21 protein-coding genes and 3 pseudogenes are annotated in these 20,818 nt (G+C 68.5%); 13 read left to right on the top strand and 11 right to left on the bottom strand.

Annotation, left to right across the window (positions count from 1 at the left end):
* Positions 1 to 3: 3 nt before the first annotated feature.
* The 3 genes from Aut01nite_RS40590 to Aut01nite_RS40580 all read right to left on the bottom strand — a co-directional run bounded on the left by Aut01nite_RS40590 (position 4) and on the right by Aut01nite_RS40580 (position 2,723).
* Positions 4 to 606, bottom strand: coding sequence for a GOLPH3/VPS74 family protein (locus Aut01nite_RS40590; RefSeq protein WP_083999525.1), 603 nt, complete (start codon positions 604 to 606; stop codon positions 4 to 6).
* Positions 603 to 1,031, bottom strand: coding sequence for an RDD family protein (locus Aut01nite_RS40585; protein WP_052164170.1), 429 nt, complete (start codon positions 1,029 to 1,031; stop codon positions 603 to 605). The genes Aut01nite_RS40590 and Aut01nite_RS40585 overlap by 4 nt, the downstream gene beginning before the upstream one ends.
* Before the next feature lie 735 nt (positions 1,032 to 1,766).
* Positions 1,767 to 2,723, bottom strand: a complete 957-nt coding sequence (locus Aut01nite_RS40580; protein ID WP_043528773.1) for an NmrA/HSCARG family protein — start codon at positions 2,721 to 2,723, stop codon at positions 1,767 to 1,769.
* An 89-nt stretch (positions 2,724 to 2,812) separates the two neighbouring features.
* On the opposite strand from Aut01nite_RS40580, the gene Aut01nite_RS40575 reads away from it, so the two are divergent.
* The 8 genes from Aut01nite_RS40575 (at position 2,813) to Aut01nite_RS40540 (ending at position 11,006) form a co-directional block, all read left to right on the top strand.
* On the top strand, positions 2,813 to 3,313 hold the full coding sequence (locus tag Aut01nite_RS40575; RefSeq protein ID WP_043528815.1) for a MarR family winged helix-turn-helix transcriptional regulator: 501 nt from the start codon (positions 2,813 to 2,815) through the stop codon (positions 3,311 to 3,313).
* Positions 3,314 to 3,507: 194 nt separating this feature from the next.
* Positions 3,508 to 3,663: a transposase family protein gene (locus Aut01nite_RS44555; RefSeq protein ID WP_307837562.1), complete on the top strand. Its 156-nt coding sequence runs from the start codon at positions 3,508 to 3,510 to the stop codon at positions 3,661 to 3,663.
* Positions 3,663 to 4,142, top strand: coding sequence for a hypothetical protein (locus tag Aut01nite_RS40565; protein ID WP_052164168.1), 480 nt, complete (start codon positions 3,663 to 3,665; stop codon positions 4,140 to 4,142). Before Aut01nite_RS44555 ends, Aut01nite_RS40565 begins: the two co-directional genes overlap by 1 nt.
* 1,630 nt (positions 4,143 to 5,772) lie before the next feature.
* On the top strand, positions 5,773 to 6,954 hold the full coding sequence (locus Aut01nite_RS40560; protein WP_043528771.1) for a sensor histidine kinase: 1,182 nt from the start codon (positions 5,773 to 5,775) through the stop codon (positions 6,952 to 6,954).
* 96 nt (positions 6,955 to 7,050) lie between these two features.
* Positions 7,051 to 7,797: a GIN domain-containing protein gene (locus tag Aut01nite_RS40555; RefSeq protein WP_161790692.1), complete on the top strand. Its 747-nt coding sequence runs from the start codon at positions 7,051 to 7,053 to the stop codon at positions 7,795 to 7,797.
* Between the two features lie 12 nt (positions 7,798 to 7,809).
* Positions 7,810 to 8,697, top strand: coding sequence for an ABC transporter ATP-binding protein (locus tag Aut01nite_RS40550; protein WP_043528769.1), 888 nt, complete (start codon positions 7,810 to 7,812; stop codon positions 8,695 to 8,697).
* Positions 8,697 to 10,292, top strand: a complete 1,596-nt coding sequence (locus tag Aut01nite_RS40545; protein WP_043528812.1) for an ABC transporter permease — start codon at positions 8,697 to 8,699, stop codon at positions 10,290 to 10,292. The genes Aut01nite_RS40550 and Aut01nite_RS40545 overlap by 1 nt, the downstream gene beginning before the upstream one ends.
* Positions 10,293 to 10,334: 42 nt before the next feature.
* Positions 10,335 to 11,006 carry a response regulator gene (locus Aut01nite_RS40540; RefSeq protein ID WP_201775577.1) on the top strand — a complete coding sequence of 224 codons (672 nt, stop codon included), beginning with the start codon at positions 10,335 to 10,337 and terminating at the stop codon, positions 11,004 to 11,006.
* A gap of 203 nt (positions 11,007 to 11,209) precedes the next feature.
* Here the strand turns inward: Aut01nite_RS40540 and Aut01nite_RS40535 are convergent.
* Both Aut01nite_RS40535 and Aut01nite_RS44075 read right to left on the bottom strand, forming a co-directional pair.
* A pseudogene (locus tag Aut01nite_RS40535) lies at positions 11,210 to 11,350 on the bottom strand (IS256 family transposase); the annotation flags it as partial.
* A gap of 191 nt (positions 11,351 to 11,541) precedes the next feature.
* The gene (locus Aut01nite_RS44075) at positions 11,542 to 12,024 is read right to left on the bottom strand and encodes a hypothetical protein (RefSeq protein WP_236642923.1); all 483 of its coding nucleotides are present in this window, start codon (positions 12,022 to 12,024) and stop codon (positions 11,542 to 11,544) included.
* A 328-nt stretch (positions 12,025 to 12,352) separates the two neighbouring features.
* On the opposite strand from Aut01nite_RS44075, the pseudogene Aut01nite_RS44070 reads away from it, so the two are divergent.
* Both Aut01nite_RS44070 and Aut01nite_RS44065 read left to right on the top strand, forming a co-directional pair.
* Positions 12,353 to 12,484 (top strand): annotated as a pseudogene (locus Aut01nite_RS44070) (site-specific integrase); the annotation flags it as partial.
* A 30-nt stretch (positions 12,485 to 12,514) separates the two neighbouring features.
* Positions 12,515 to 12,757, top strand: coding sequence for a hypothetical protein (locus Aut01nite_RS44065; RefSeq protein ID WP_236642922.1), 243 nt, complete (start codon positions 12,515 to 12,517; stop codon positions 12,755 to 12,757).
* A gap of 238 nt (positions 12,758 to 12,995) precedes the next feature.
* On the opposite strand, the gene Aut01nite_RS40525 is transcribed toward Aut01nite_RS44065, so the two are convergent.
* The 5 genes from Aut01nite_RS40525 to Aut01nite_RS40505 form a co-directional block, all read right to left on the bottom strand.
* The gene (locus Aut01nite_RS40525; RefSeq protein ID WP_152628911.1) at positions 12,996 to 13,451 is read right to left on the bottom strand and encodes a hypothetical protein; all 456 of its coding nucleotides are present in this window, start codon (positions 13,449 to 13,451) and stop codon (positions 12,996 to 12,998) included.
* 177 nt (positions 13,452 to 13,628) lie between these two features.
* Positions 13,629 to 14,450 (bottom strand): type II toxin-antitoxin system PemK/MazF family toxin, encoded by an 822-nt coding sequence (locus tag Aut01nite_RS40520; RefSeq protein WP_152628910.1) that lies wholly within the window; start codon positions 14,448 to 14,450, stop codon positions 13,629 to 13,631.
* Between the two features lie 492 nt (positions 14,451 to 14,942).
* Positions 14,943 to 16,133 carry a hypothetical protein gene (locus tag Aut01nite_RS40515; RefSeq protein WP_043528764.1) on the bottom strand — a complete coding sequence of 397 codons (1,191 nt, stop codon included), beginning with the start codon at positions 16,131 to 16,133 and terminating at the stop codon, positions 14,943 to 14,945.
* Positions 16,120 to 16,653 (bottom strand): SigE family RNA polymerase sigma factor, encoded by a 534-nt coding sequence (locus Aut01nite_RS40510; RefSeq protein ID WP_043528762.1) that lies wholly within the window; start codon positions 16,651 to 16,653, stop codon positions 16,120 to 16,122. The genes Aut01nite_RS40515 and Aut01nite_RS40510 overlap by 14 nt, the downstream gene beginning before the upstream one ends.
* A gap of 234 nt (positions 16,654 to 16,887) precedes the next feature.
* Positions 16,888 to 17,370 carry an ester cyclase gene (locus Aut01nite_RS40505; protein ID WP_043528761.1) on the bottom strand — a complete coding sequence of 161 codons (483 nt, stop codon included), beginning with the start codon at positions 17,368 to 17,370 and terminating at the stop codon, positions 16,888 to 16,890.
* Between the two features lie 433 nt (positions 17,371 to 17,803).
* Between Aut01nite_RS40505 and Aut01nite_RS40500 the strand changes: the two genes are divergently transcribed.
* Together Aut01nite_RS40500 and Aut01nite_RS44675 are read left to right on the top strand one after the other, a co-directional pair.
* A complete protein-coding gene (locus tag Aut01nite_RS40500) occupies positions 17,804 to 18,181 on the top strand; it encodes a hypothetical protein (RefSeq protein WP_043528759.1) in 378 nt (125 codons plus the stop codon).
* A 118-nt stretch (positions 18,182 to 18,299) separates the two neighbouring features.
* Positions 18,300 to 18,622, top strand: a pseudogene (locus Aut01nite_RS44675) (LuxR C-terminal-related transcriptional regulator); the annotation flags it as partial.
* On the opposite strand, the gene Aut01nite_RS40490 reads toward Aut01nite_RS44675, so the two are convergent.
* Positions 18,615 to 19,202 carry a TetR/AcrR family transcriptional regulator gene (locus tag Aut01nite_RS40490; RefSeq protein ID WP_043528757.1) on the bottom strand — a complete coding sequence of 196 codons (588 nt, stop codon included), beginning with the start codon at positions 19,200 to 19,202 and terminating at the stop codon, positions 18,615 to 18,617. The pseudogene Aut01nite_RS44675 and the gene Aut01nite_RS40490 sit on opposite strands and share 8 nt — an antisense overlap.
* An 80-nt stretch (positions 19,203 to 19,282) precedes the next feature.
* Between Aut01nite_RS40490 and Aut01nite_RS40485 the strand changes: the two genes are divergently transcribed.
* A complete protein-coding gene (locus Aut01nite_RS40485) occupies positions 19,283 to 20,419 on the top strand; it encodes an FAD-dependent oxidoreductase (RefSeq protein WP_043528755.1) in 1,137 nt (378 codons plus the stop codon).
* Positions 20,420 to 20,818: the final 399 nt, after the last annotated feature.

Here is a 20,818-nt window from a genome sequence, read left to right as displayed (position 1 = left end):
TCATCAGTTCGCACCGGGGCTGCCGTTGATCCGGAAAGCGCCGGCGGGCAGCGGGAAGGCCTGACGCACGGCCAGCGCGAGCGGGTCCGCCGCGGACTGCCTGCCGAGTCGCAGCCGCGTGATGAGTGCGGCTGGGCCCAGCACGTACCCGCCCAATTCCGTCGCCCACAGCAGTGTGCCGAGGTCGGAGGCGACGCCGCCGTGCACGCTGTCCCTGATCGCGCGGCGGGCGTCGTCGCGGTGACCGGCGAGGTCCACCGCGACCACGTGCCCGGCGGGATCGAGCCGACAGTGACCGTGTGCGGCGAGCCCGGCCATGACCGATTGTTTGACGTCTTCGCCGCAGGCAGGCAGAAGCTCGTGTGGTCGGCGCGACGGCCCGGTGGTCAACTGGTGGAGAAGACGGTCCAGCAGTGGATCGCCGCTGGGGGCCGTACGGCGGGCTGCCACGTGTCCGTCACCGGTCACCTCGAGGATGCCGAGGTGGCGAAGCTCCATCAGAGCGGCGGCACCCAACCCGGCCTCCAGGACGAAGTTCGGGATGCGGGGCCGGCCGGACGGGTGATGCGCGAGCAGGAAGAGTGTCTCCCTCAGTGTCATGGTCATGCCCGGTTTTTCGCCAGTTCCGGCGCGGGCACGTCCCCGACCACGACGGTCCGGCAGACCATGTCGGCGATCGTCTGGCGCTTGGCGACGACCAGCGGCAGCAGGTAGCCGAGGTAACAGACGGCTACGTCGAGGGCGTGAGCCACGTCGCGGAGAGCAGCCCGGCCCACCCCGACGGGCCGGCCGGTGCCGTCACCCACCAACCGGACACCGAGCGCCTTGCGTCCCCAGCTCTGACCTGTCCGGCCGGCCAGGTACCAGCGGTTGTAACCGAACAGCACCATCGAGACCACTCCCACGACCACCGCGATCAGGCGTGGGACGCCCGGTTCGTCGATGAATTCGGCGGCAACCACCAAGGGAACGACAGCGAGCCCGTCCACGGTGTTGGCGCCGACCCGAATGATCCAGGGCGTGTAGTTCATCGATGTCTCCCCGCGGTCGCTGACGGCACTCCACCCCGGAATGCCTGATCGGCTCTGGCCGACTGCGTCAAGATTCGCAGTGCCGGCCGGGGCCGCGCGTCGGCAGGAAGTGATGTTCTCGCGGGCGCCGTGTCATCCCATCGGACGACAGTGGTGAGACGTCCTCGTTCCCGGCGCTCACGACGACCCTCGCAAAGCGGCGTTGAGCGGTAGGGCGGTCCGAGGTGACGCACGGTGAAAAGCCTCGTCAGCCCTATGGTCGGGCTGCTGCGGAAACATCAGCCTTCAGCCTCTGCGGCGGACGAAGGCGGGCTGTCGCGCTACGGCTCAACGCTGCGTCCGATTCGCCGGTTCACCGGATTTGCAGCGCATGACACTACGTGCCTACCGGCAGGGTCGCTGAAGTTGCGCTTGTGGTTCGGGCATCGAGGCGCCCGGACCACGAAACGGGGGACCTCGACTGCCTCGCATCCGAGTCCGCCGCCCGCCCACCGGCGCCGCCGGGCAAGTCTCACCAGCCGATGCTGACCGAAGGTTTCCAGCAGGCCGAGGCGATCGACCTGCTCCAGCAAACATCCTGGACCGGTCCCGAAGCGCCGGAGTGCGCGGTTCCCGCCGTCCCGGCCCTGACGTCGCCGGGCGCCGACAGGCCGATGCGACGATCGACGGGCCGCAGTCGGAAGGCGGCCCGAGACGGCCCATAGACACACCGGCCCCGCAAGGTGCTCCTCGGCCTCAGAGGTCGAGAGCCCGGAAGCGGTGGCGGTTGGCGGACGCCCAAGTGGTGAACGGCTGAAGGCCCGGGTTGAGGTCACGCAGCCAGTTGAAGTCGATCTGGGTGAGGTCTTTTTCGGCGTTGACGAAGTACTGGAACATGTTGGCCAGCTCGCCGGCGTCGGGCATGCCCGAGTGGGCCAGCGCGGCCGGATCGACCGGGACGTAGTGCACGGGTTCGCCGAGCGCGTCGGCAACTCCGGCGGCGAAATCCTCTCCGGAGCACAGGTCGCTCGCGATCGGCACGGTGCGGCCGACGAGGGCGTCACCCCTGTTGAAGATGGCGTACGCGATACGGCCGACATCGTCGACGGTGCCACTGACCACTCGGGCGGAACCGATCGGCATCGCCAGCACGAGGGTGCCGTCCTGCGTGCGTCGCGGGGCATTGAAGGTGAACAGCGACTCGTAGTACATCGGCGCGGTCACGAATGTGGTGGGGACCTCCGCGTCGAGGAAGAACGCGTTCGCTTCGGCTTTGCCGTCGGCGTGCGGCACGGTGTACCCGGCTTCCTGGCGCGGGGCGTCCGGCAGGTAGGACCTGGTGTCGGCCAGTGTGGACCAGATGACGTGTCGCAGGCCGGTCGCGGCGGCCGCCCGGGCTGCGTTTGCGGCCTGGCCCTGTTCGCGTTCGGTCCGGGATGTCCAGGCCGAGCCCGCGGCCGGCGGCTCCCACCAGTTCGTCACCACGAATGCTCCGTGGGCGCCGTCGAGAGCACGGCGCAGGCTCGCCTCGTCGTCCAGATCGGCTTCGACCACCTCGATACCGGCGGCCAGGAGGTCTTCGGCCTTCGCCCTGTCCCGGGTCACCGCGCGAACGGTGAACCCGCTGGTGGGATCGGCCGCGATGGCGCGGACGACGCTGCCTCCCTGAGCCCCGGTGGCGCCCAGCACGGTGATGATGCGTTTCGCGCTCATTCTCAGCCCGATTCATTAGGTTGACGTGTCAAGCTAGACCTTAGGGAGCCTCAGCTTGATGTGTCAAGCTGGCTTGTAGGATGCTGACCATGGCGGCTGAGACCTGGCTCGACGACATCCAGCAGGAGACGTGGCGGAGCTACCTGACGATGGTCAGGGAACTCGAGCGCCACCTGCGACAGCACCTACAGCACGAGTGCGGCATGTCGGTACCCGAGTACGAGCTCCTCGCGCGCCTCTCCGAAGCCCCCGGGCAACGCTTGCCGGTGGCCACCCTCGTCGAGAGCACCGGCTGGGAACCGAGCCGCCTGTCCCACCAGCTGACTCGGACCGGTAAACGCGGTCTGATCAGCCGGGTGCCCTCGCCGCACACCCGGTACCCCGACGTCGTCCTGACCGAAGAAGGATTCACCCTCATCGCCAGGGCTGCTCCCCGACACGTCGAAGCTGTCCAGTCACTCTTCCTCGAGCCCCTGGGCCAGGAGGGACGGTCGGCCCTCGACGCCATCACCCGGAAGATCCTCAGCGGCCTCGACGCCCACCAGGCCGACAACTGCTCCTTGAGGACGGACGCACCTCAGGAAGAGTGAACAGCTCCCCACCGAGCCCAAGGGTAGGGACTGCAAGAGAAAAACGGTTCTAGCGCAGAAACGGTGGTGCGCGGTCCGATGTGGTCGGTTGTTATGCGGCAGGCTGACGGCGGTGTGATCCTGGTTCGATCCGGACCCTGCTTCCGGAGCTGTCTTCGCTGGTCATCGACGAAGTCGTCGACCCGGACACGGTCGTGAGGGTGACGGCGCGGACGCAGGGGTTGCCGGTGGCCTGCCCTTTATGTGATCAGCTCACAGGGCGGGTGCATGCCTATCACCGGCGGCGGATCGCTGCCCCGCCGGTGGCAGGTCGTGGTGTCGTAGTCGAGGTGCGGGTCCGGCGCCTGTGATGTGTGACCGCTCCGGCGGGTCGTGGAGCACCACCCACGGCACCTGGGGCTACCAACTCGAACTACCGGTCGCACCCCGGCAGAACCGGCGGGTGCTGCGCCGCAACGGGTTCGACGACCGCGACACCACCCGCGCCGAACTCGACCACGCCCGCTCGCTACTCGCCCTCGCCGGGGACGACACCGGCCTCGCCGTCCAGATCGGCGACATGCTGCAGGCTTGCAAGAACGGCATCCCGCTACCCAGCCTCGACACCGTCGCCGCCCGCGTCCGCGCCGGTGTCCCCGCCAACATGCCGACCACCACCGGCGCCTACCTCACCGAATGGCTCGCCGGACGCCGCGGCCTGTCCCCCAACACCGTGGGTCCCCATCTCGAGGTCGCCGCACAGCGGCTTCCGGTCGTCCTGGCGTCCCGTACCGGCGCCGGCTGGGTGGCGATGCGAACCTATGGCTTCCCAGGGTCCGAAACGGGGTAGGAGCGTTCATGTTCATTGAGCAGCGAACTCGGCCGGATACTGATCCGACGCCAGCAATCACGCCGTCGGCGATGTACTGCTGGACCTTTCCAGGTGGATCCGGCCCATACTCTCGACCTCGTTGATGTCAGAGGTCGCACCGGCCTTTGCCAGCTTCCATGGGCGTTGCCACACGTCGCAGCGGTCCGAGGCCTCAGCGGCTCCGCGCCAGTGGAAGACGAGCGGCGCGCCCGCTGAGGACACGCCGCCGACATCTATGTCACCCCACCTCCTTCGGAAGGTTGTCGCGCGGCTTCGACCGTGATCGTCGGCGCCTGCTTGACTTCTCCGCTGGAGGTGGCTCAATCGCCACCGCGTCGGGCGCGGTTTCGACTGAGTCCTGGTTTGTGGCGCTTCGGTCGCCGAGGGAGGGATTGATCTCCGTCCCAAACCTGAAGTGGACGATGCCTGCGGCATGCAACTCGATCCATGTCTTGCCACCTCGACGTCTGGCAACGCTCACCGAGTACCAAGCCAGAAGAAGAACCGACAGCACGGCCGAGAGGGAGATGACCGCGACGATTGCCACGGAAATCCCCACGCTAGGTCGTCCTAACCCGCGGTGCTGGGCGTCAACGCTTGAGCCCACCTTCCTGATCGCAGCCCATGGTTCGGTGCAGGCTCAGTGACCCGCGTCCCGCTTCGTGATGCCGGCGAATGGGCACCACGGTGTTCGGCGCGAGCGCAGTCGAGCGCCCGCAGAGGAGCCTGCTGCACTGAGCCAGCGTCGTCGGGGCCCCATGCCCGATGAGAAACCTGGAGCACTCGGATCGGCCGCTCTATGGCTCATGCCGCAGTACGTGGCTACTCAGGAGCAGCCGCGCATCTTCTCTACGTTCATTGTCGGCCACGCCGAGGCATGATCGCCATCACGGCAGGGCGGTCGGCAAGCCTGGCGGGCTGACGGAACCGCAGCAGGCGCTGTCACCCAGCACGACCCGATCCGCGAGCGATGGCACGCTCCGGAATAGCTCTAAACCAGGCGAATCGCCCGCACCAAGCCTAAGGGTAAAGATCAAAGGAATCCTGCACATCGCCTTCCTTCCGTCGCTCTTACGCAGACCGCGCCTAACAGCTATTCACAGGTCGGCATAGCGGGCTCCGGCGTCGTCCGGCGAAGCTGCGGAGAGCTTCCGGGCTTGCGACACAACGTGGTGATGCTGGTTGCGTTAGTTGCGACGTGGCGAGTGCCCGGCGATCCGTAGTCGGATCACCTGAGCGGGCACCAACTCTGTGAAAGAGAGCGACCTTGACCACGACAGATAAGACGAGTCCTGGGCGCCCTGGCCAAATCCTGGCCGAGCCCCCTGGGATGGGGAGTTTCGCAGTTCAGAACAGGTGCTCTCGTAGAGCATCCAGATCTACGAGGGTACGAACCAGGTGCAGCGGATCGTGATGCGCGGCAGCTGCTGAAGGGCTGAGAAAGCGGGTTCTCGCGGGGCGGGGTCGGCTCTTCGGAGCCGGCCCCGTTTCGCTGCCTCCGGGGTTGCCGGCCGCCTGGCGTTCAAATATCGGCGGAACGGCAGATTTGTGCGGCGAGTTGAAATGCTAGCGACGGCCGCCTATGAATCCTCCGCCTACCCTGGCCGCCATGGGAAATAAAACGCTCGCGGTGTGGCGTGACCGGAATGCGTGGGGTGTGGTGCTGGCGCTTCTGGTACTGAGTCCGGTGGTGCTCGCTCCGCCGGTGGGATGGGTGGTCGCTGTTCCGGCGGCGGTGGCGACGGCGGTGGCGTTCTTCCGGTGGCCGGTGCGTGGCGTCTCGTTGAGTACGGCGGTCGCGGCGACGGCGGGGATGTCGCTGACCATCGACGTGATCTATCCGGGACCACACGGTCTGGCGCTGTTCTGGCTGCCGTTCGAGATGCTGGCGCTGGTGGTGTCGACCGGTCTGGTGATCCGTCTGGCGCCCCACCGCCGGGTGTTCTGGGTCGGCGGTCTGGTCGTCGTGGCGGCGCTGCTGTTGCCGCTGCGGTTCACGGCGCGGATGGACCGGTCCGTACTGAACGGCTCGATCCTGATGGTGATGCTGGCGCTGTTCCCGGTGGCGCTCGCCGTGGGGGTCGGACTGTATCTGCGGGGACAGGACCGCCGGCGCCGGCTCGCCGTGCGCGAGGCGCAGCGTACGCAACGTCTGCGCCTCGCCGGTGACCTGCACGACTTCGTCGCCCACGAGGTCACCGGCATCGTGCTCGAGGCGCAGGCGGGCCAGCTCGGCCCGGCCGACGCGGACCGGGTGAGGGACATGTTCGCGCAGATCGAGGCGGCGGGCCTACGGGCCCTGGAGACGATGGATCAGACCGTGCGCACGCTGCGCGGGCCGGGCGGTGACGGGGACGAGATCGCCGCCCCGGCCCGGGTGCACCGGCTGGCCGACCTGGGCTCGCTGACTGAACGGTTCTCCTCGGGCGTGGCGATGACCGCCGTTCTGGACCTGCCCGCCGAGCTGACCGGGGTGCTGGATCCGGAACGGGAGGCCACCTCGTACGCCGTGGTGCTGGAAGCGCTGACGAACGTGCGCCGGCATGCGCCGCGGGCCACCGAGGTGCAGGTCCGGGTGCGTTCGCTGCCGGGGCCGGAGATCGAGGTCAGTGTGGCCGACAACGGCCGTTCCGGTGGTGGCCTGTTGCGCCGGCGGACCGGCGGCGGCACCGGTCTGGCCGGCCTGGCGGAGCGGGTGCGCGCGCTCGGCGGCCGGCTGGACACCGGGCGTACCGAGCAGGGGTGGCAGGTCCGTTGTGTCTTCCCAATGGGTCCGCCCGGCCGGTCCTGAAAAGTGCCCGCATCTCTCCCGTTCGGCAGATGTCCGGCCCGGCGCCCGTCGACAGACTGAATTCATCAACGAGGCAACTGGTCGGAGGTTTTCAGAATGAATGCGGATGGAAAGCGTGTTGTCGCCGCCGTTCTCGCGGTGGCCGCCTGTTCGGGAATCGCGGCATGCGGCGCCGGCGCGGACGTACCGGCCAAAACCGAATCACAAAGTTTCCCGTTTGCCGGCGATACGGTCCGGATCGAGGTCGCCGAGGCCGCCGTCCGGGTGGAGGAGGGGCCGGGCGACGCGGTGGAGGTGCGGCGCGAGCTGTTCGGCAAGGCGGCGGGTGAGGGCAACGCCTCCTGGTCGATGGCCGGTGACACCTTGAAACTCCGGTCGCACTGCTCGGGGCTTACGCTCGAGTGCGACGCCAAGTACACCGTGGCCGTGCCGAAGGGCGCCGGGATCCGCATGGTGGCCTCAGGCAGCCGGATCACTCTCGCCGCGGTGGCCGGCGACGTGGACGCCTCTCTCTCCGACGACGGATCGTTGCAGGCCACCGGCCCGGCCGGGCGGCTGAACCTGGTGAGCGCCGGCGGCGCCATCACGGTCGCCGACGCCAGGTCGGCCGATGTCACGGCGAAGACGACCGGCGACGGCAGCATCAGGCTGGCCTTCGCCGCGGCGCCCCGCAGTGTCAAGGCGAGCGCGAGTGGATCGGTCGAGGTGACGCTTCCGAACGACGCGAGCACGTACCGGGTGAAAGGTGCCGACTCCGGCAGCCTCGCCTCGGACAGCCGCAGCAGCCGGTCCGTCAACGTCGCCGCCGCGGATGGCACCGCCCGCGTCCGCCGCGCCGGCTAGAGGCCCGTCACCATGCTGGAACTGATCGGCATCACCAAGGTCTATCCCGGGAACAAGCGCGCCGTCGACGGTGTGACGCTGCGGATGGAACCCGGCTTGCTGGGACTTCTCGGCCCGAACGGCGCCGGCAAGTCGTCGCTCATGCGGATCGCGTCCACCGTCACCAAGCCCACCTCCGGGCAGGTGCTGTTCCACGGCGCCGACGTGGTGGCCAAGCCGGACGTGCTGCGCCGCACCCTCGGTTACCTGCCGCAGGATTTCGGGGTTTACCCCAACCTCACGTCGCGGGAGTTCCTGGGCTATCTGGCGGCGGCGAAGGGCCTGTCGGCGCGGTCCGCGAAGACACGCATCGACGAGCTTCTGCAGCTGGTGAACCTGACCGAGGCGGTGAAGCGGCCGCTGGGCAAGTACTCCGGCGGCATGCTGCGCCGGGTCGGGATCGCTCAGGCGCTGCTCGCCGACCCGCAAGTGATCATCGTGGACGAACCGACGGCCGGTCTCGACCCGGAGGAGCGGGTCCGGTTCCGTAATCTGCTCAGCGACCTGGCCGCCGACCGGGTGGTGATGCTATCCACCCACATCGTGTCCGATGTGGAGTCGGTGGCGTCCGACATCGCCGTTGTCGACCAGGGGCGGCTGCTGTGCCGGGACACGCCCGAGGCGTTGCTCCGCCGGGTGGACGGGCAGGTCTGGGAGCTCGTGGTCGCCGCTGACCGGGTCGCCGGCCTGCAGCACCGGTTCCTCATCAGCCGGTTGGCGCGTACCGCCGCGGGTGTCCGGGTCCGGCTTCTCTCGCCGGCGCCGCCGGGGCCGGACTGGGTGCGGGTCGCGCCCGATCTGGAGGACGCCTACCTCGCGGTGATCAATTTCGGCGCCGGGCAGACGGCGGCGGTGCGGTGATGGCGGTACGGGATGTGATCGCCCTGACGACGGCCGACTTCCGGGACCGGGTGCGGCGCCCGGCGTACGCGGTGATCCTGCTGGCCGCTGTCGCGCTGGGATATCTCGCCGCGCCGGAGGGCGACGCCCGCTGGGTGGTCATGTACATCGGCGAGTACCGGGGTGTCTACAACTCCGCCTACACCGGCACCCTGATCGCTCTGACCAGCGCGCTGTGGCTGACTCTGGGCGGCTTCTACGTGGTGCGCAACGGGGTGAGCCGGGATCGGAGCACCGGTGTCGGGCAGTTGATCGCCGCGACGCCGATGCCCACGGTCCGGTACCTGGCCGGCAAGTTCCTCAGCAGTTGCCTGGTGCTGTCCTCGATGGTCGGCGTGCTGGCGGTGACCGCTCTGATCCTGCAGCTGGCCCGCGGCGAGGAGACCGCTGTCGAGCCGGTGGCCCTGCTGACACCGTTCGTGGTGATGGCGTTGCCGTTGGTGGCTTTCACCGCCGGTATGGCCCTGCTGTTCGAGACAGTGCCGTTGCTGCGGGCCGGGCTCGGCAACATCGTGTGGTTCGTGGTCTGGATGGTGGTGGCGATCGGCGGGCAGTCGCCGGATGCGCTATTCGGTGGGATCGGGGTGCACGAGGTCGCCGCGTCGATGGCGCACAGCATGACCGCGCAAGGCATCGACATGACCGGGGGCGGGTTCAGTCTCGGCCTGGTCTACCTGGACGAGCCGTTGAAGGTATTCGTCTGGGACGGCTTGGACATCTCCGCCGGTTATCTCGCCGGCCGGCTCGCCATGGTGCTGCTCGCGCTGCTGGTGGCACTGGCGCCGGCCCTGTGGTTCACGCGCTTCGACCCGGCCCGCCGTCATGGCCCGGCTCCGGAGCCGTTCATGCCGATGGCCTCCGGTGGTGGGCATCACGGGATCGCGGCGCCGGTCCGGCCCGAGGTGGCCGCCCCGGCGATCCGGTCGCTGCCGGCGCCGGAGCGGGGCGGTGCGTACGGCAGGCTGGTGGCCGGGGAACTCCGGATCCTGGTCCAGGGCGTCTCGCGCTGGTGGTGGCTGGGTGTGCTGGCCATCATGGTCGCCGGTCTCGCCCTACCGCTCGGAGCGGTCACGCAGTTCGTCCTGCCAGTCGGCTGGATCTGGCCGGTGCTGGTCTGGTCCCGGCTGGGCACACAGCGGGTCGAGTACGGTGTGGACGGCATTCTGGGCGCCTACCCGTGGAGCCGCCGCCGGTTGGTGGCCGAATGGGGCGCCGGTGTCGTGCTGACTCTCCTCACCGGTCTGGCACCGCTGATCCGGATGCTGGCCGGTGGTGACACCGCCGGGGCATCGACCTGCGTGGCGGGTGCGCTGTTCATCCCGTCGCTGGCTCTGGCGATGGGTGTGCTGAGCCGTACCCACCGACTCTTCCAGGCGTTCTACCTGCTCTGGTGGTACGCGACCATCAACGGCATCGCCGCGGTTGACGTGATGGGCGCCGTCCGCGAGAACGGTGCGCCGGCCGGCCCCGGCCCGCTCCTGGTCACCGCCGGCGCTGTGGTCCTGGTGGCCGTGACGCTGCTGACCGGGGCGGCACGCCGCAACGTGCGAACGTGACGACCGGATCGGGGCCGTCCTCTGTGTACGCGGCGTGCCATGATGCTTCGGGTGGGGATTCGAGTGCTGATCGCCGACGATCAAGCGATGGTCCGGCAGGGCCTCCGGCGCATCCTGGAGAGCCAGCCGGACATCACGGTGATCGGCGAGGCGGCCGACGGGGTGGAGGCGCTGGCGGCGGCAGCCACCACGCTCCCGGACGTGTTGCTGGTGGACGTGCGAATGCCCCGGATGGACGGCATCGAGGTGACGCGCCGGATGGCCGCCTCGCCGGTGACCCGGGCGGTGAAGGTGGTCGTGGTGACCACCTTCGACCTAGACGAGTACGTGTATCCCGCGCTGCGGTACGGCGCCTCGGGTTTCCTGCTCAAGCGTTCCGGCCCGACCTTGATCATCGAGGCGGTCCGGGCCGCGATGGCCGGTGACAGCCTGATCAGCCCGTCGATCACGGTCCGGCTGCTCAAGCACGTCACCCAGCCGTCGCCGGCCCTGCCCGTCCCGGTCGAGGCGCTGACACCACGGGAGGTGGAGATCGCCGGCCGGGTCGCGGAGGGCAGGACGAACGCGGACATCGCCGCGGAGCTGTTCATCTCGCCCGGGACGGTGAAGACCCACGTCGCGAACATCCAGCGCAAACTGAACGTACGTAACCGGGTCGGTGTCGCCGTGTACGCCTGGGAGGCGGGCTACGCCGCCCAGATCCCGGTGGAGTGATCAGGCGGCGAGGTTGAAGGCGATGCCGGCGGGTTTCGCCTCGGTCAGCAGGCCCAGGGCAGAGAGAAGGAAATCGGGCAAGAACTTCAGTCCTCGTCGTCGCCTTGAACTCGCCCGCCCAGCGATGTGGCGAGCTCGTTGGCGATTCGTTCAGCACGATCGGAGTAGTAACCCTCGATCACCACTTCGCCTTGGCCGTACTAGGCGCCGCAGACCGCGTCGACCTCGGCCGACATCAACACGTCGGCGAACGTTTTCACCATCGCCCGCAGTAGATCAGGGCTCGCCGATTCAAGATGCTCGCGCAGCAGGCTGGCAACGTTCAGACTCGGTTCTGCGGCCATCGCAGGTCTCTCCTTCTGATCTAGACAATCCGAAGGATCTGCGATGGCCGCCTTCGCGTACCGGGAAAGACCAGGTCATACACCACTTCGGTGGACGTGACCCAATTGAGTGAGGCGTCTTCCGGGCTCGGCTGGCTGTCGGAACCCGTCAGGTCCCTCCTCCGGGGGAATCCTCTTGGGAGCCGCAGGTATCACGCTCGATACAACGAGCGCGACGGCGGAGGACAGTCATGGCCAGCAACAACAAGACCTTCAAACGATGCGGATGCGGCAACCAGCAGGGCAAACGACTGGAGCAGAACTGCCCCCGATTGCCCGAGCGCGGCCACGGTTCCTGGTACTTCCAGTGCTCGGCACCGAACCTGTTCGGCCGCTCCGAGCGGATCCGCCGCGGTGGGTTCGTCTCCCAGGTCGCGGCCCGGGCGGCGCGAGAGGACTATCTGGCCGACAGCGCCGCCCAGCGTTGCGGTGATGGCTGGACCGTCGAACGGTGGCTGCGGCACTGGTTCGACACCCGCACCCGGATCCGGCCGACGACCCGGTTGCACTACACCCGCGACGTCGAGCTCGTCCTCATCCCCCGGCTCGGCCACTACCGGCTTTCCGATCTCGACGGGCCGTTGCTGCGTGCCGTGTTCGCCGAGATCGCCCAGACCACCAACGCCAAAGGTCAACCGCAGTCGCCATCGGCACTCAACCATCTGCGGACCACCCTGCGCGCGGCGCTGAACCTGGCCGTGCGAGGAGCTGATCGCGTCGAACCCGGCCCGGCACGTCGAGATCGCCGGGTACCGGCGCCCGCATGCCCAGGTCTGGACCGAAGGCCGTGTCGAACAGTGGGAGCTCACCGGGGAACACCCGGCGGTCGCCCTGGACAAACACACCGTCGCGATCCTGCGCGCCCACCGCAGCCGCCAGGCCGCCCACCGCGACAAGCGGCACGGCAACAACCAGGTCTGAGTCGACTCCGGCTACGTCTTCACCCGCAAGGACGGCGAACCGATCAACCCGAGCTACGCCACCACCCGATTCCGGAAAGTCACCGAACGCGCCGGCCTACCCCCGGTCCGGCTGCACGACCTGCGGCACGGCGCCGCCTCCCTCGCGCACGAGGCCGGCGCGGACCTCAAGACGCTCCAAGATCTGCTCGGGCACTCCAGCATCGTGGTCACCGCCGACACCTACACCAGCGTCCTACCCGACAGCCAGCGCCGCTGCGCAGACGCCACCGCCGCGTTGGTCCTGGCCGCATCGCGGCACACCCGCAAACGCATCAAGGAGAAGGCAGCGAAGAACCGGCCCGAAGGCTGCGCCGAAAAAGAAACACCTTCCGGAAAACGACCCATCAGCAAGAAGCGAAGCCGCAGGTCACGCAGCCGCTGCAACCCGTTCCGTCGCGGAAAGTGACGACACCCATGTGCCACCCACACGTCACCCAGCCTCTACAAAGGCCGGACAACGAGAAAGGCCCGAACCGCGTTTCCGCAGCTCAGGCCTCAAACGAAGATGTGCGCCCGAAGGGACTCGAACCCCTAACCTTCTGATCGGCCAGCGGTCCATCATCACGAGTCGCTGCCGAAGTCCGTTGCTGACAGCCACCGCCGAGGGAGGCTTCTGATCCATGGAATCGGCTGAAACGTCTGATTCACAGAGTGCCGCCGAGACCGGAACCGATCACCAGAAAGGTGTTGTCCGGCCAAGCCGCGCGGTCCTCGGCCGTCTTCGGCGGCCGGATGAAGACGATTTTCACCTGGCGTGGCCACCAGCGGGCCGGTTCGGTCCAGGCGCACCGGACTTGTTGCTGATTCGAGCCGGGACAGTCGCCGGCCTGCTCCCAGCCGTCGAGTTGCCCTGCCACCGTCGACCGGACCTGATCCCATGACGTGTCGAGTGGCATCGTGTAGGTGCTCACGCTCGCAGCGCCGCGATCGGTGCGCAGATCGTGGTGGACCTCGGAGAAGCGCAGATCCACGACCACCTCGTAGCCGCCTTCGGGCAACTTCTCCGTGGCACCAGCCGGCGCGGTGATGGCGAGATGTTCTCCAGCTGTGAACCAACGGACGCCGCCGAGGGCCGCCAGAGCCAGGATGACGGTCGCCACCGTGCCGGTCCCAGCCACACGTACCCGTCGATCGATCCGCACTGCCGCAGTCTACGAGCACCGCACGGGGGTAGCCGGCTACAGCCATGATCCCGGGCCGGCCCCTGTCGCGCGTCCTCGGCTGCGTCGCGCCCGGCCTCTTGCCTAGGACCTGTGCCGGCCGGGGGAACGGCAGGCTCAGGAGGCGGCGCGCGGCTTCACCCGTTCCCGGACCGTGCGCACGGTGCCGTAGCGGGCCAGCCCGCGAAGGTTGTGGAAGCGGTGATAGTCCAGGGTGACCGGGCGCAACTCTAGCCAGCTGTTCTTGTCCAGTACCTGCCGCCACTTCGGGAACGGCAGGAACAGGTAGTGCTCCGGATACCGTGACTTGTCCTGGCTCGTGATCTTCAGGACCTCGGCCTGACGCCGGCCGGTACGCACCACGAGTACAGGCCGGTCCTTCGACTCGCCGTCACTCTCCTGGAACGGCACATCGGCATACCAGACCTGACCGGCCTTCGGTGGCCACTGGCCCTGACTACGATCACCGGCGTGCGCGAGCGTTCCCGTTCGCCACTGATCGAACAACCGCCACCCGGCTATGGCGAGCAGCGCCACCGCCGCGATCTGCACCATCGTCAGCACCATTCCCCACCGCAACCCCGACTCCGGCCCGGTTCCCTCGCCGGTCAGCACCGCCACGGCACCACGCGCGTCCACGGCGAAGGCTAGACCTGCGCCGGCAGCCAGCGTCAGCGCACCGAGCAGAGCGAGCCAGGCCGGCGGCAGCCGATCCAGCGCCGCCCACACCGCCACACACCCGAGCACAGCGAACAGCGCGTTCCCCCCTGCCGGTCCCGCAAGTCCCCAGGAAGGCATCCCCGCGGCATGCCACGCCAGCACCGTGCCCGAGGCCGCCGCCAGCACCGCGACAGCCCTGCCCAGCAACGGAACAAGCCGCAGACCCGGCCACACCGGCCGGTACCACCACGCCACCGCCACCGCGAGCGCCACCGACACCGACTGCCACAGAACAGCCGGACCCGGCCGTTCACCGGCGGAATCCGCGCCACCGGGACTCACCAGCACCACCGCCGGCCAGGCGAGCAACGCCGCCACAAACCAGAGAGCGAAGATCTTCACCGACAGAGAGAGCAGCCCACCCCGGGCATATCCATCACCACGCACCGGCCGAGCCTATGTCCACACCAGACTGAGATCATTACCGATACTGCGAACACACCACTAGCACGATGCCGAGCAAGGCCCCGAATGTCATGCGGGCGTGGCCGCCGTGGCGATCCAGCCAGCGGCCGCCCGTGGGCTCGCCACAAGCGCCGCCACCAAGTCCGTCGCGGTTGGTCACCGCTCGGCGCGGGACACTAAGCACGTAGCAAAGGCTCTGTACGTAACGCACTCGGTTAGCGGGACGACCGACACAAAGACCCCGTCGTTGGTTCCGCAACGGCGGCGTCGCAAGGTGCGGCGCCGCCGTGGGGGCGGGATGCGGGGTTACGGGCGTAGGGCGTCTACGGCCGGGGTCCAGGTGGACTCCTTGGCCACGTCGGCGACCTTGATCGACGCGGCGACCTTCTGCAGCTCCGACATCGGTAGCTTGTTGCCGGTGGTCTGGGCGCTGACCTGCACCTGGACCTTGCCGTCGACGCTCCAGACGTTGCAGAAGCCGCCGTCGTAGCACTTCGACTTGCCGGCCTGGGCCGACTGGTTGGAGTTGCGGCTCGGCGTGACGTAGATGTGGAAGCCGTCGGTGATGGCGTCCTCGCCGGAGTCGAACGGCGCGGTCAGGCCGGATGCGGGCAGCGTCGGGCGGGTGTAGGTGGCGCCGCCGTAGTTGCCGTCGCGGGCCGACGAGATGCCGTCCAGGCCGGGCATGGCGTGCGAGCCGACCTGCAGCGGCTCGTAGCCCGCCGGCACGTAGCCGACCTCGAACGGCACCGTGGCCGGCGCCGGCTTGCTCGGCTTGAGGCCGGTGACGAGCACGGCGAAGTCGGCGAACGACGGGGCGTCGTCGTCGTTGGAGATCGACGTGACGGCGGCCCAGGCGCCTGCGGTGTACTCCCACGCGAACAGCTTGTTACCCGGCTCGAGCGGGTTCTTCGGGTCGAGCCCGGACGGCAGGTTGGCCTGCACAGCGCGGTGCCCGGCCACGGTTACCTGCTTGCCCGCGCGGATACCGGCCGGGTCGAAGGCGCCGGGGCGGTAGACGGTCAGGTAGGCGTACAGGGTGGGCTTGGTCTTGCCCTTTCTCTTATCCGCCATCGCGCGGGCCGCCTCGTCGCCCGACACCGACTTGTCGTTGGAGATGCGGCCGTCCTGGTAGACCGAGGCGATCTGGTAGGCCGTGGAGGCCACGATCGGGTCCTGCACGTGGAACGGGCCGGCTTCGAAGCCCTGGAAGGTCCACGTGAACGGGGCCGCCTCGGCCCACTTGGCGGCGGTCGGCGCCGCCGTGGCGCCCGCCGCGACGGTGGTGCCCGGCGCGGCGTCGCCGGACGAGCCGAACGTGGGCAGCGCGAATGCGCCGGCCACCGCGACCGCGACCAGGCCGGCCGCCCCGGCCGACGTGAACCCGGCCCGGCGGCGCCGCTCGGCCCGCCGGCCGGCCGCGATGATGTCGTCGGCGGTGCGGGATAGCGGCGGCTCGTCGGCCGTCACGGCGTCCACGAATTCACGCAACTGCATTGGTCCATTCCTCCATCGGCTCCCCGGTGAGATTGATGCATTCGGCGGCGAGCAGCTCGCGCAGTTTGGCCAGCCCTCGGGAGGCCTGGCTCTTCGCCGTGCCGATCGTGCACTCGAGGACGCTGGCCGTGTCCTCCAGGCTGAGGCCCAGGTAGTAGCGCAGGACGACGGCGGTCCGCTGGCGGGCGGGCACCGCCTCCAGCGCCGCCCGCAGGCGCAGGCGCTCGTCGGTCATGCCCGCCGGGTCGCGCAGTACCACCTCCGGTATGCCGTCGCCGGTCGTCCGTTCGCGCCGCCACGGCCGGCGGGTCTCGTCGATCGCGGCGCGGTAGACCATGGTTTTGACGTACAGGTCGGGCCGTTCCAGCTTGCGCCAGCGCGGGTAGAGCTTGACCAGCGCGTTGGCCACGGCGTCCTCGGCCGTGTGCCAGTCGCCACAGGTCATGTAGGCCAGCTTGCGCAGCGACGCCATCTGCGAGGTCACGAACTCGCGGAACGCTTGTTCGTCGTGGGGTCTCAAATCAGCTGCCTCCTTGTCCGGGGGTAGAACGGCCCGACCGACCTCCAGGGTTGCACCGGCCATCGAAGTAGTCGCCTCGTAACCCTGCGCCAGCAGGCGAGCGCAGGTGGTGCGGGGCACAGCGCGGGCGTACCGTCCAGTTAGCCCGCCGGAATGGATGGACAACAGGGCGATCAGGCGTTGCGCGTCGGTCGGGTGATCGGTCTGGAATCCGTGCACGGCAACGGTGCGGGGTCAGGTGAGGCTGCTCAGGCCTGTGGTGGCTGTCTTGGCGGCCTCGATTGCCGACGTGAAGTCAGGGTTGGCCCCGATTTGAGCGAGCAGCACGTTCGCCGCGTTGTAGCAGTTGAACGTCTCGATCTTTCCGTCACGGAGATACCAGAGATCCGCTGTCGGCACGTCGATACGGTTACCGGTCGGCGGGATTTCGCCGTTCGGTGTCGGGAACGCGCCGAGATGTGTTCCCTGGATTCGCAGTTCGACGGCGATGACATCGCCGAGCGCGTGCACTTCGAGCAGCTCACGATGCACGTCGGGAAAGACGCTGGCGAGGCCGGCCAGTGCCTGAGGTATCTGGTCCCCGCGGAAGGTCTGCGCGTTCGGCACGTCGTTGAACGTTCCGTTCTCGGTGAACAAGGCACGAAAGCCATGGCCGTCGAGGACGTTGCCTTCCGACAGCCGGTATGCCTCGCGAACAACCTCTTCGTCACTTCTCATGTCTGCTCTCCTCGATTGAGGTGCCCACAGGAATAGGGAGCCGTCGGCCGACAGCATCCGGACGACGCCTGCGCCGTGGTCTCCCTGGGCGACGGGACGGCGACTCCGTTGAAGGTCGCGACCATCGCCGTCTACGACAAAGGCCTCTACGACACCACCAGGTTCGGCGGCGCCGGCGACTCGATCCCCATCATCGGCGACCGGTACCCGGTGACCGTGGACGGCCAGGCTGGGCCGGGACTGGACCTACATCTCCCCCGTCGACCCGGCGCAGAAGCAGGTCATGACCGCCCTCGCCGGGCAGTACGCCGACGACGCCTAGGCCACCCTGCTACCCAACTACGGCGGCCCCGACCTCCCGCAGGAGCAGACGGCGCAGATCACCGCCGGGCTCACCACATCGGCGAAGCGCGACCTGAAGGTCCCGTACCGGTTGACGTTCCTGCCGGACGGCCGGCAGGCCGTCGCTGTACGGCAGGCCCTGCCCAGCACCACCGATTCAGTCTCCGAGGTGTTCCTGCACGAGAGCCCGGTCGCCGATCCGGCCACCCGCATAGACGAGGTCCTACCCGGCCATCTGAAGATCACGGTGACGAAGGGCCTTGAACCCGGAAAAGCCGACTCCACCACGAGCGAGGGCGTGCACTGCACCACCGGCCGGGAAAGCTGCATCGTCATCAAGAGCGAATACCGGATCGACGTGGAAGGCTACGGCGGCGGCCTGTTGAGCGACGCCATCAAGCGAATCGCCGAGGGCGTGCAGCTGAGCGACCCGGCCGACCAGAACACCTGGATGAAGGTCGATTTCTGATCATCGGCGATCGACCTCCCTGCCGGAGTAGCAGAATCTAGCAACGCCGACAGCGGGCCCACTGAACCAATCGGGCCGCCGTCCGAGAACCCAGAAACCCATGCCGTGACGTTGGTGAGCTCCACCCCAAGTTCACGGCATTCACACCGTGACGGCCGATGCCACGCTGCACGCCCTCGAGACCACCCCTCAGCTCGCCGACCGGTACGCGCCCGGACCCGGCCGACTGTGGACGCCCCCGGCGACGTGCGGCTGAACGCACGTGAGCTGGAAGCGCTGTGCCTGATCCCGAACGAGCTGCCCAATAGCGAGATCACGGCCATCCTGGTGATCAGTCAAGAGACGGTCAAGACGTACGTCTCGCAGATCCTCACCGAGCTGGGCCTGCGCGACCGGGTCCAGGCCGTGGTCGACGCCTGCCGCCGCGGTCTGGTCACCTGACCGGGTCCGGTCGCACCCAACCCCGTGCCAGGATGTCGAAGATCGCCTCGATGGCGGCGCGTGGGTCCGGCCGGCCGCGGACGAGGGCGGGAATCTCCAGGACGAATCGGGCAAGCGCCCCGCAGCCGAGGTCGTCGTGGTCCGCACCGCACTCCTCAGCTATGGCGGCGCTGAGGCTGTCGGTGTGCCGTGTCCACATGCGTTCGGCGTACGAGCGCAGCGCCGGCGTGGTGTCGACCAGCGCGACGAACTCGGCCGCCTGGGGATGCCGCGCGACGGGCAGGTAGGCGTCGAGGAAGTGTTCGCGGAGTGCGCCGACGATGTCCTGGCCGTCGGCTCGCCCGCGCACCGCGGCGATCAGCTGAGCCTCGTTGTCCCGCTCCTGGTCGAAGACCAGCGCCTCCTTGCCGGGGAAATGTTTGAACAGCGTCGTGGTCGACACGTCGGCCGCGTCGGCGATCTCGCGCAGGCTCACCCGGTCGTAACCGTGCTCGAGGAACAGGCGAAGGGCCGCGTCGGCGATCGCCTGCCGGGTGGCCGCCTTCTTGCGTTCTCGGCGGCCGACAGGTGTCTGGGTCATGCGCCGAGTATAGGGGTGAGTTGCATCGAGCAAAAGATTGACTCGTTGCACTTTTTAACTCGTTCTGCTTTTCTTGAGACATGACCTCACCCAGAGAAGCGCGGATCGACATCATCGGCGCCGGGCCCGCCGGGCTCACCTGCGCCCGCATCCTGCAACGGCACGGCATCACGGTCACCGTCCACGACCGTGACCCCGGCCCCGACACCCGCGACCAGGGTGGCAGCCTCGATCTGCATGCCGACAGCGGCCAGCTCGCCCTGCGCGAGGCCGGTCTCCTCGACGAATTCCTCCGGCTGTCCCGCCCGGAGGGCCAGGAGATGCGCATCCTGGGCACCGACGGCGAGCCGCGGGCACGCATTGTCCCGGAGGAGGGTGAACTGCTCAAACCCGAGATCGACCGCGGCCGGCTGCGTGACCTTCTACTCGATTCGCTGTCGCCCGGCACCGTTCGGTGGGGCCAGGCGCTCACCCACGTCAGCGGGCCCGCCGGCGGCCCCCGCACACTGCATTTCGCCGACCGCACCATCGTCGAGACGGACCTGGTCATCGGCGCCGATGGGGCGTTCTCCCGCGTTCGCCCCGCGGTCTCCCCGGCCGTCCCGCAGTACACCGGCGTGAGCTTCACCGAAGCCTGGTTCCACGCCGTTGACGATCGGCACACCGAGCTGTCCGCGCTGGTCGGCCCGGGCAGTGCCACCGGTGCCGACGGCCGGCGCGCGCTGTGGGGCCAGCGCAACAGCGGTGACCACATCCGCGTCTACATCATTCGCAAGGTCCCGGCCGACTGGATCACCGCCACCGGCTTACGGCCCGACGACACCGCCGGTATCCGTGCCCACCTGCTCGGCGAGTTCGTCGACTGGTCGCCCCGCATGCGGCGGATGATCAGCGACAACGACGGTCGGTACGTCGACCGGCCGATCTTCGCGCTCCCCGTCCCGCACGTCTGGAACCACGATCCCACCGTCACCCTGCTCGGTGACGCAGCCCACCTCATGCCCCCACTCGGCATCGGTGTCAACCTCGCCATGCTCGACGCCGCCGACCTGGCGCTAGCACTCGCCGGCTCCGCGAACATCGGCAAGGCTGTTCGCGCCTACGAGGACACCATGCTGCCGCGCTCCACCGAGACCGCCAAGCTGCTCGAAGGCCGCGTCGAGGATCTGCTCAGCGATGACCTGCCGCCCGAGTTCAGCGACGATCACGGCGCCTGAGGGCACAGCGGCGCCGGGCTTCACCCGTAGCTGTCGCGGTGAAGTTGACCTTCAAAGCGACCAGGTAATAGGTCCAAGCCGCCGAGCACATGATCACCGACGAATAGCGGGGAGCGGTTCTCAGCTCGCGCTGAGCACCGCAGGAGACGTCTTCCCCGCCGACCGCGAGTACTCCCGCCAGCGCCAGCGCGTCATTACGGCACATCCTGGACTGCTGGAGCGGGAATTGATCAAGCTCGCGACCCTCTCCGAGGCGCTGGCCGACGCCCTGCAGCGGCGCGGAGTCCCGGCCCGCACGGCGCACCTGACCGCCGACACGGCGATCGCGGTCTTCAAGACCGCGATCGCTGCTGGCTGGAGACACCAGAGCAGCCGGACGGTTGGCCACGGCGTCCTCCG

This window comes from Actinoplanes utahensis, assembly GCF_016862455.1.
In the GTDB taxonomy this organism is placed as follows: Bacteria; Actinomycetota; Actinomycetes; order Mycobacteriales; family Micromonosporaceae; genus Actinoplanes; species Actinoplanes utahensis.
The sequence above is the reverse complement of the archived record's forward strand: the minus strand, read 5'-3'. Positions and strand labels throughout refer to the sequence as shown.

Coding starts and splice junctions, on each gene's coding strand:
- Aut01nite_RS40590 (WP_083999525.1), bottom strand. CDS start 606: ATGACCATGACACTGAGGGAGACACTCTTCCTGCTCGCGCATCACCCG.
- Aut01nite_RS40585 (WP_052164170.1), bottom strand. CDS start 1,031: ATGAACTACACGCCCTGGATCATTCGGGTCGGCGCCAACACCGTGGAC.
- Aut01nite_RS40580 (WP_043528773.1), bottom strand. CDS start 2,723: ATGAGCGCGAAACGCATCATCACCGTGCTGGGCGCCACCGGGGCTCAG.
- Aut01nite_RS40575 (WP_043528815.1), top strand. CDS start 2,813: ATGGCGGCTGAGACCTGGCTCGACGACATCCAGCAGGAGACGTGGCGG.
- Aut01nite_RS40565 (WP_052164168.1), top strand. CDS start 3,663: ATGTGTGACCGCTCCGGCGGGTCGTGGAGCACCACCCACGGCACCTGG.
- Aut01nite_RS40560 (WP_043528771.1), top strand. CDS start 5,773: ATGGGAAATAAAACGCTCGCGGTGTGGCGTGACCGGAATGCGTGGGGT.
- Aut01nite_RS40555 (WP_161790692.1), top strand. CDS start 7,051: ATGAATGCGGATGGAAAGCGTGTTGTCGCCGCCGTTCTCGCGGTGGCC.
- Aut01nite_RS40550 (WP_043528769.1), top strand. CDS start 7,810: ATGCTGGAACTGATCGGCATCACCAAGGTCTATCCCGGGAACAAGCGC.
- Aut01nite_RS40545 (WP_043528812.1), top strand. CDS start 8,697: ATGGCGGTACGGGATGTGATCGCCCTGACGACGGCCGACTTCCGGGAC.
- Aut01nite_RS40540 (WP_201775577.1), top strand. CDS start 10,335: ATGCTTCGGGTGGGGATTCGAGTGCTGATCGCCGACGATCAAGCGATG.
- Aut01nite_RS40515 (WP_043528764.1), bottom strand. CDS start 16,133: ATGCAGTTGCGTGAATTCGTGGACGCCGTGACGGCCGACGAGCCGCCG.
- Aut01nite_RS40505 (WP_043528761.1), bottom strand. CDS start 17,370: ATGAGAAGTGACGAAGAGGTTGTTCGCGAGGCATACCGGCTGTCGGAA.
- Aut01nite_RS40490 (WP_043528757.1), bottom strand. CDS start 19,202: ATGACCCAGACACCTGTCGGCCGCCGAGAACGCAAGAAGGCGGCCACC.
- Aut01nite_RS40485 (WP_043528755.1), top strand. CDS start 19,283: ATGACCTCACCCAGAGAAGCGCGGATCGACATCATCGGCGCCGGGCCC.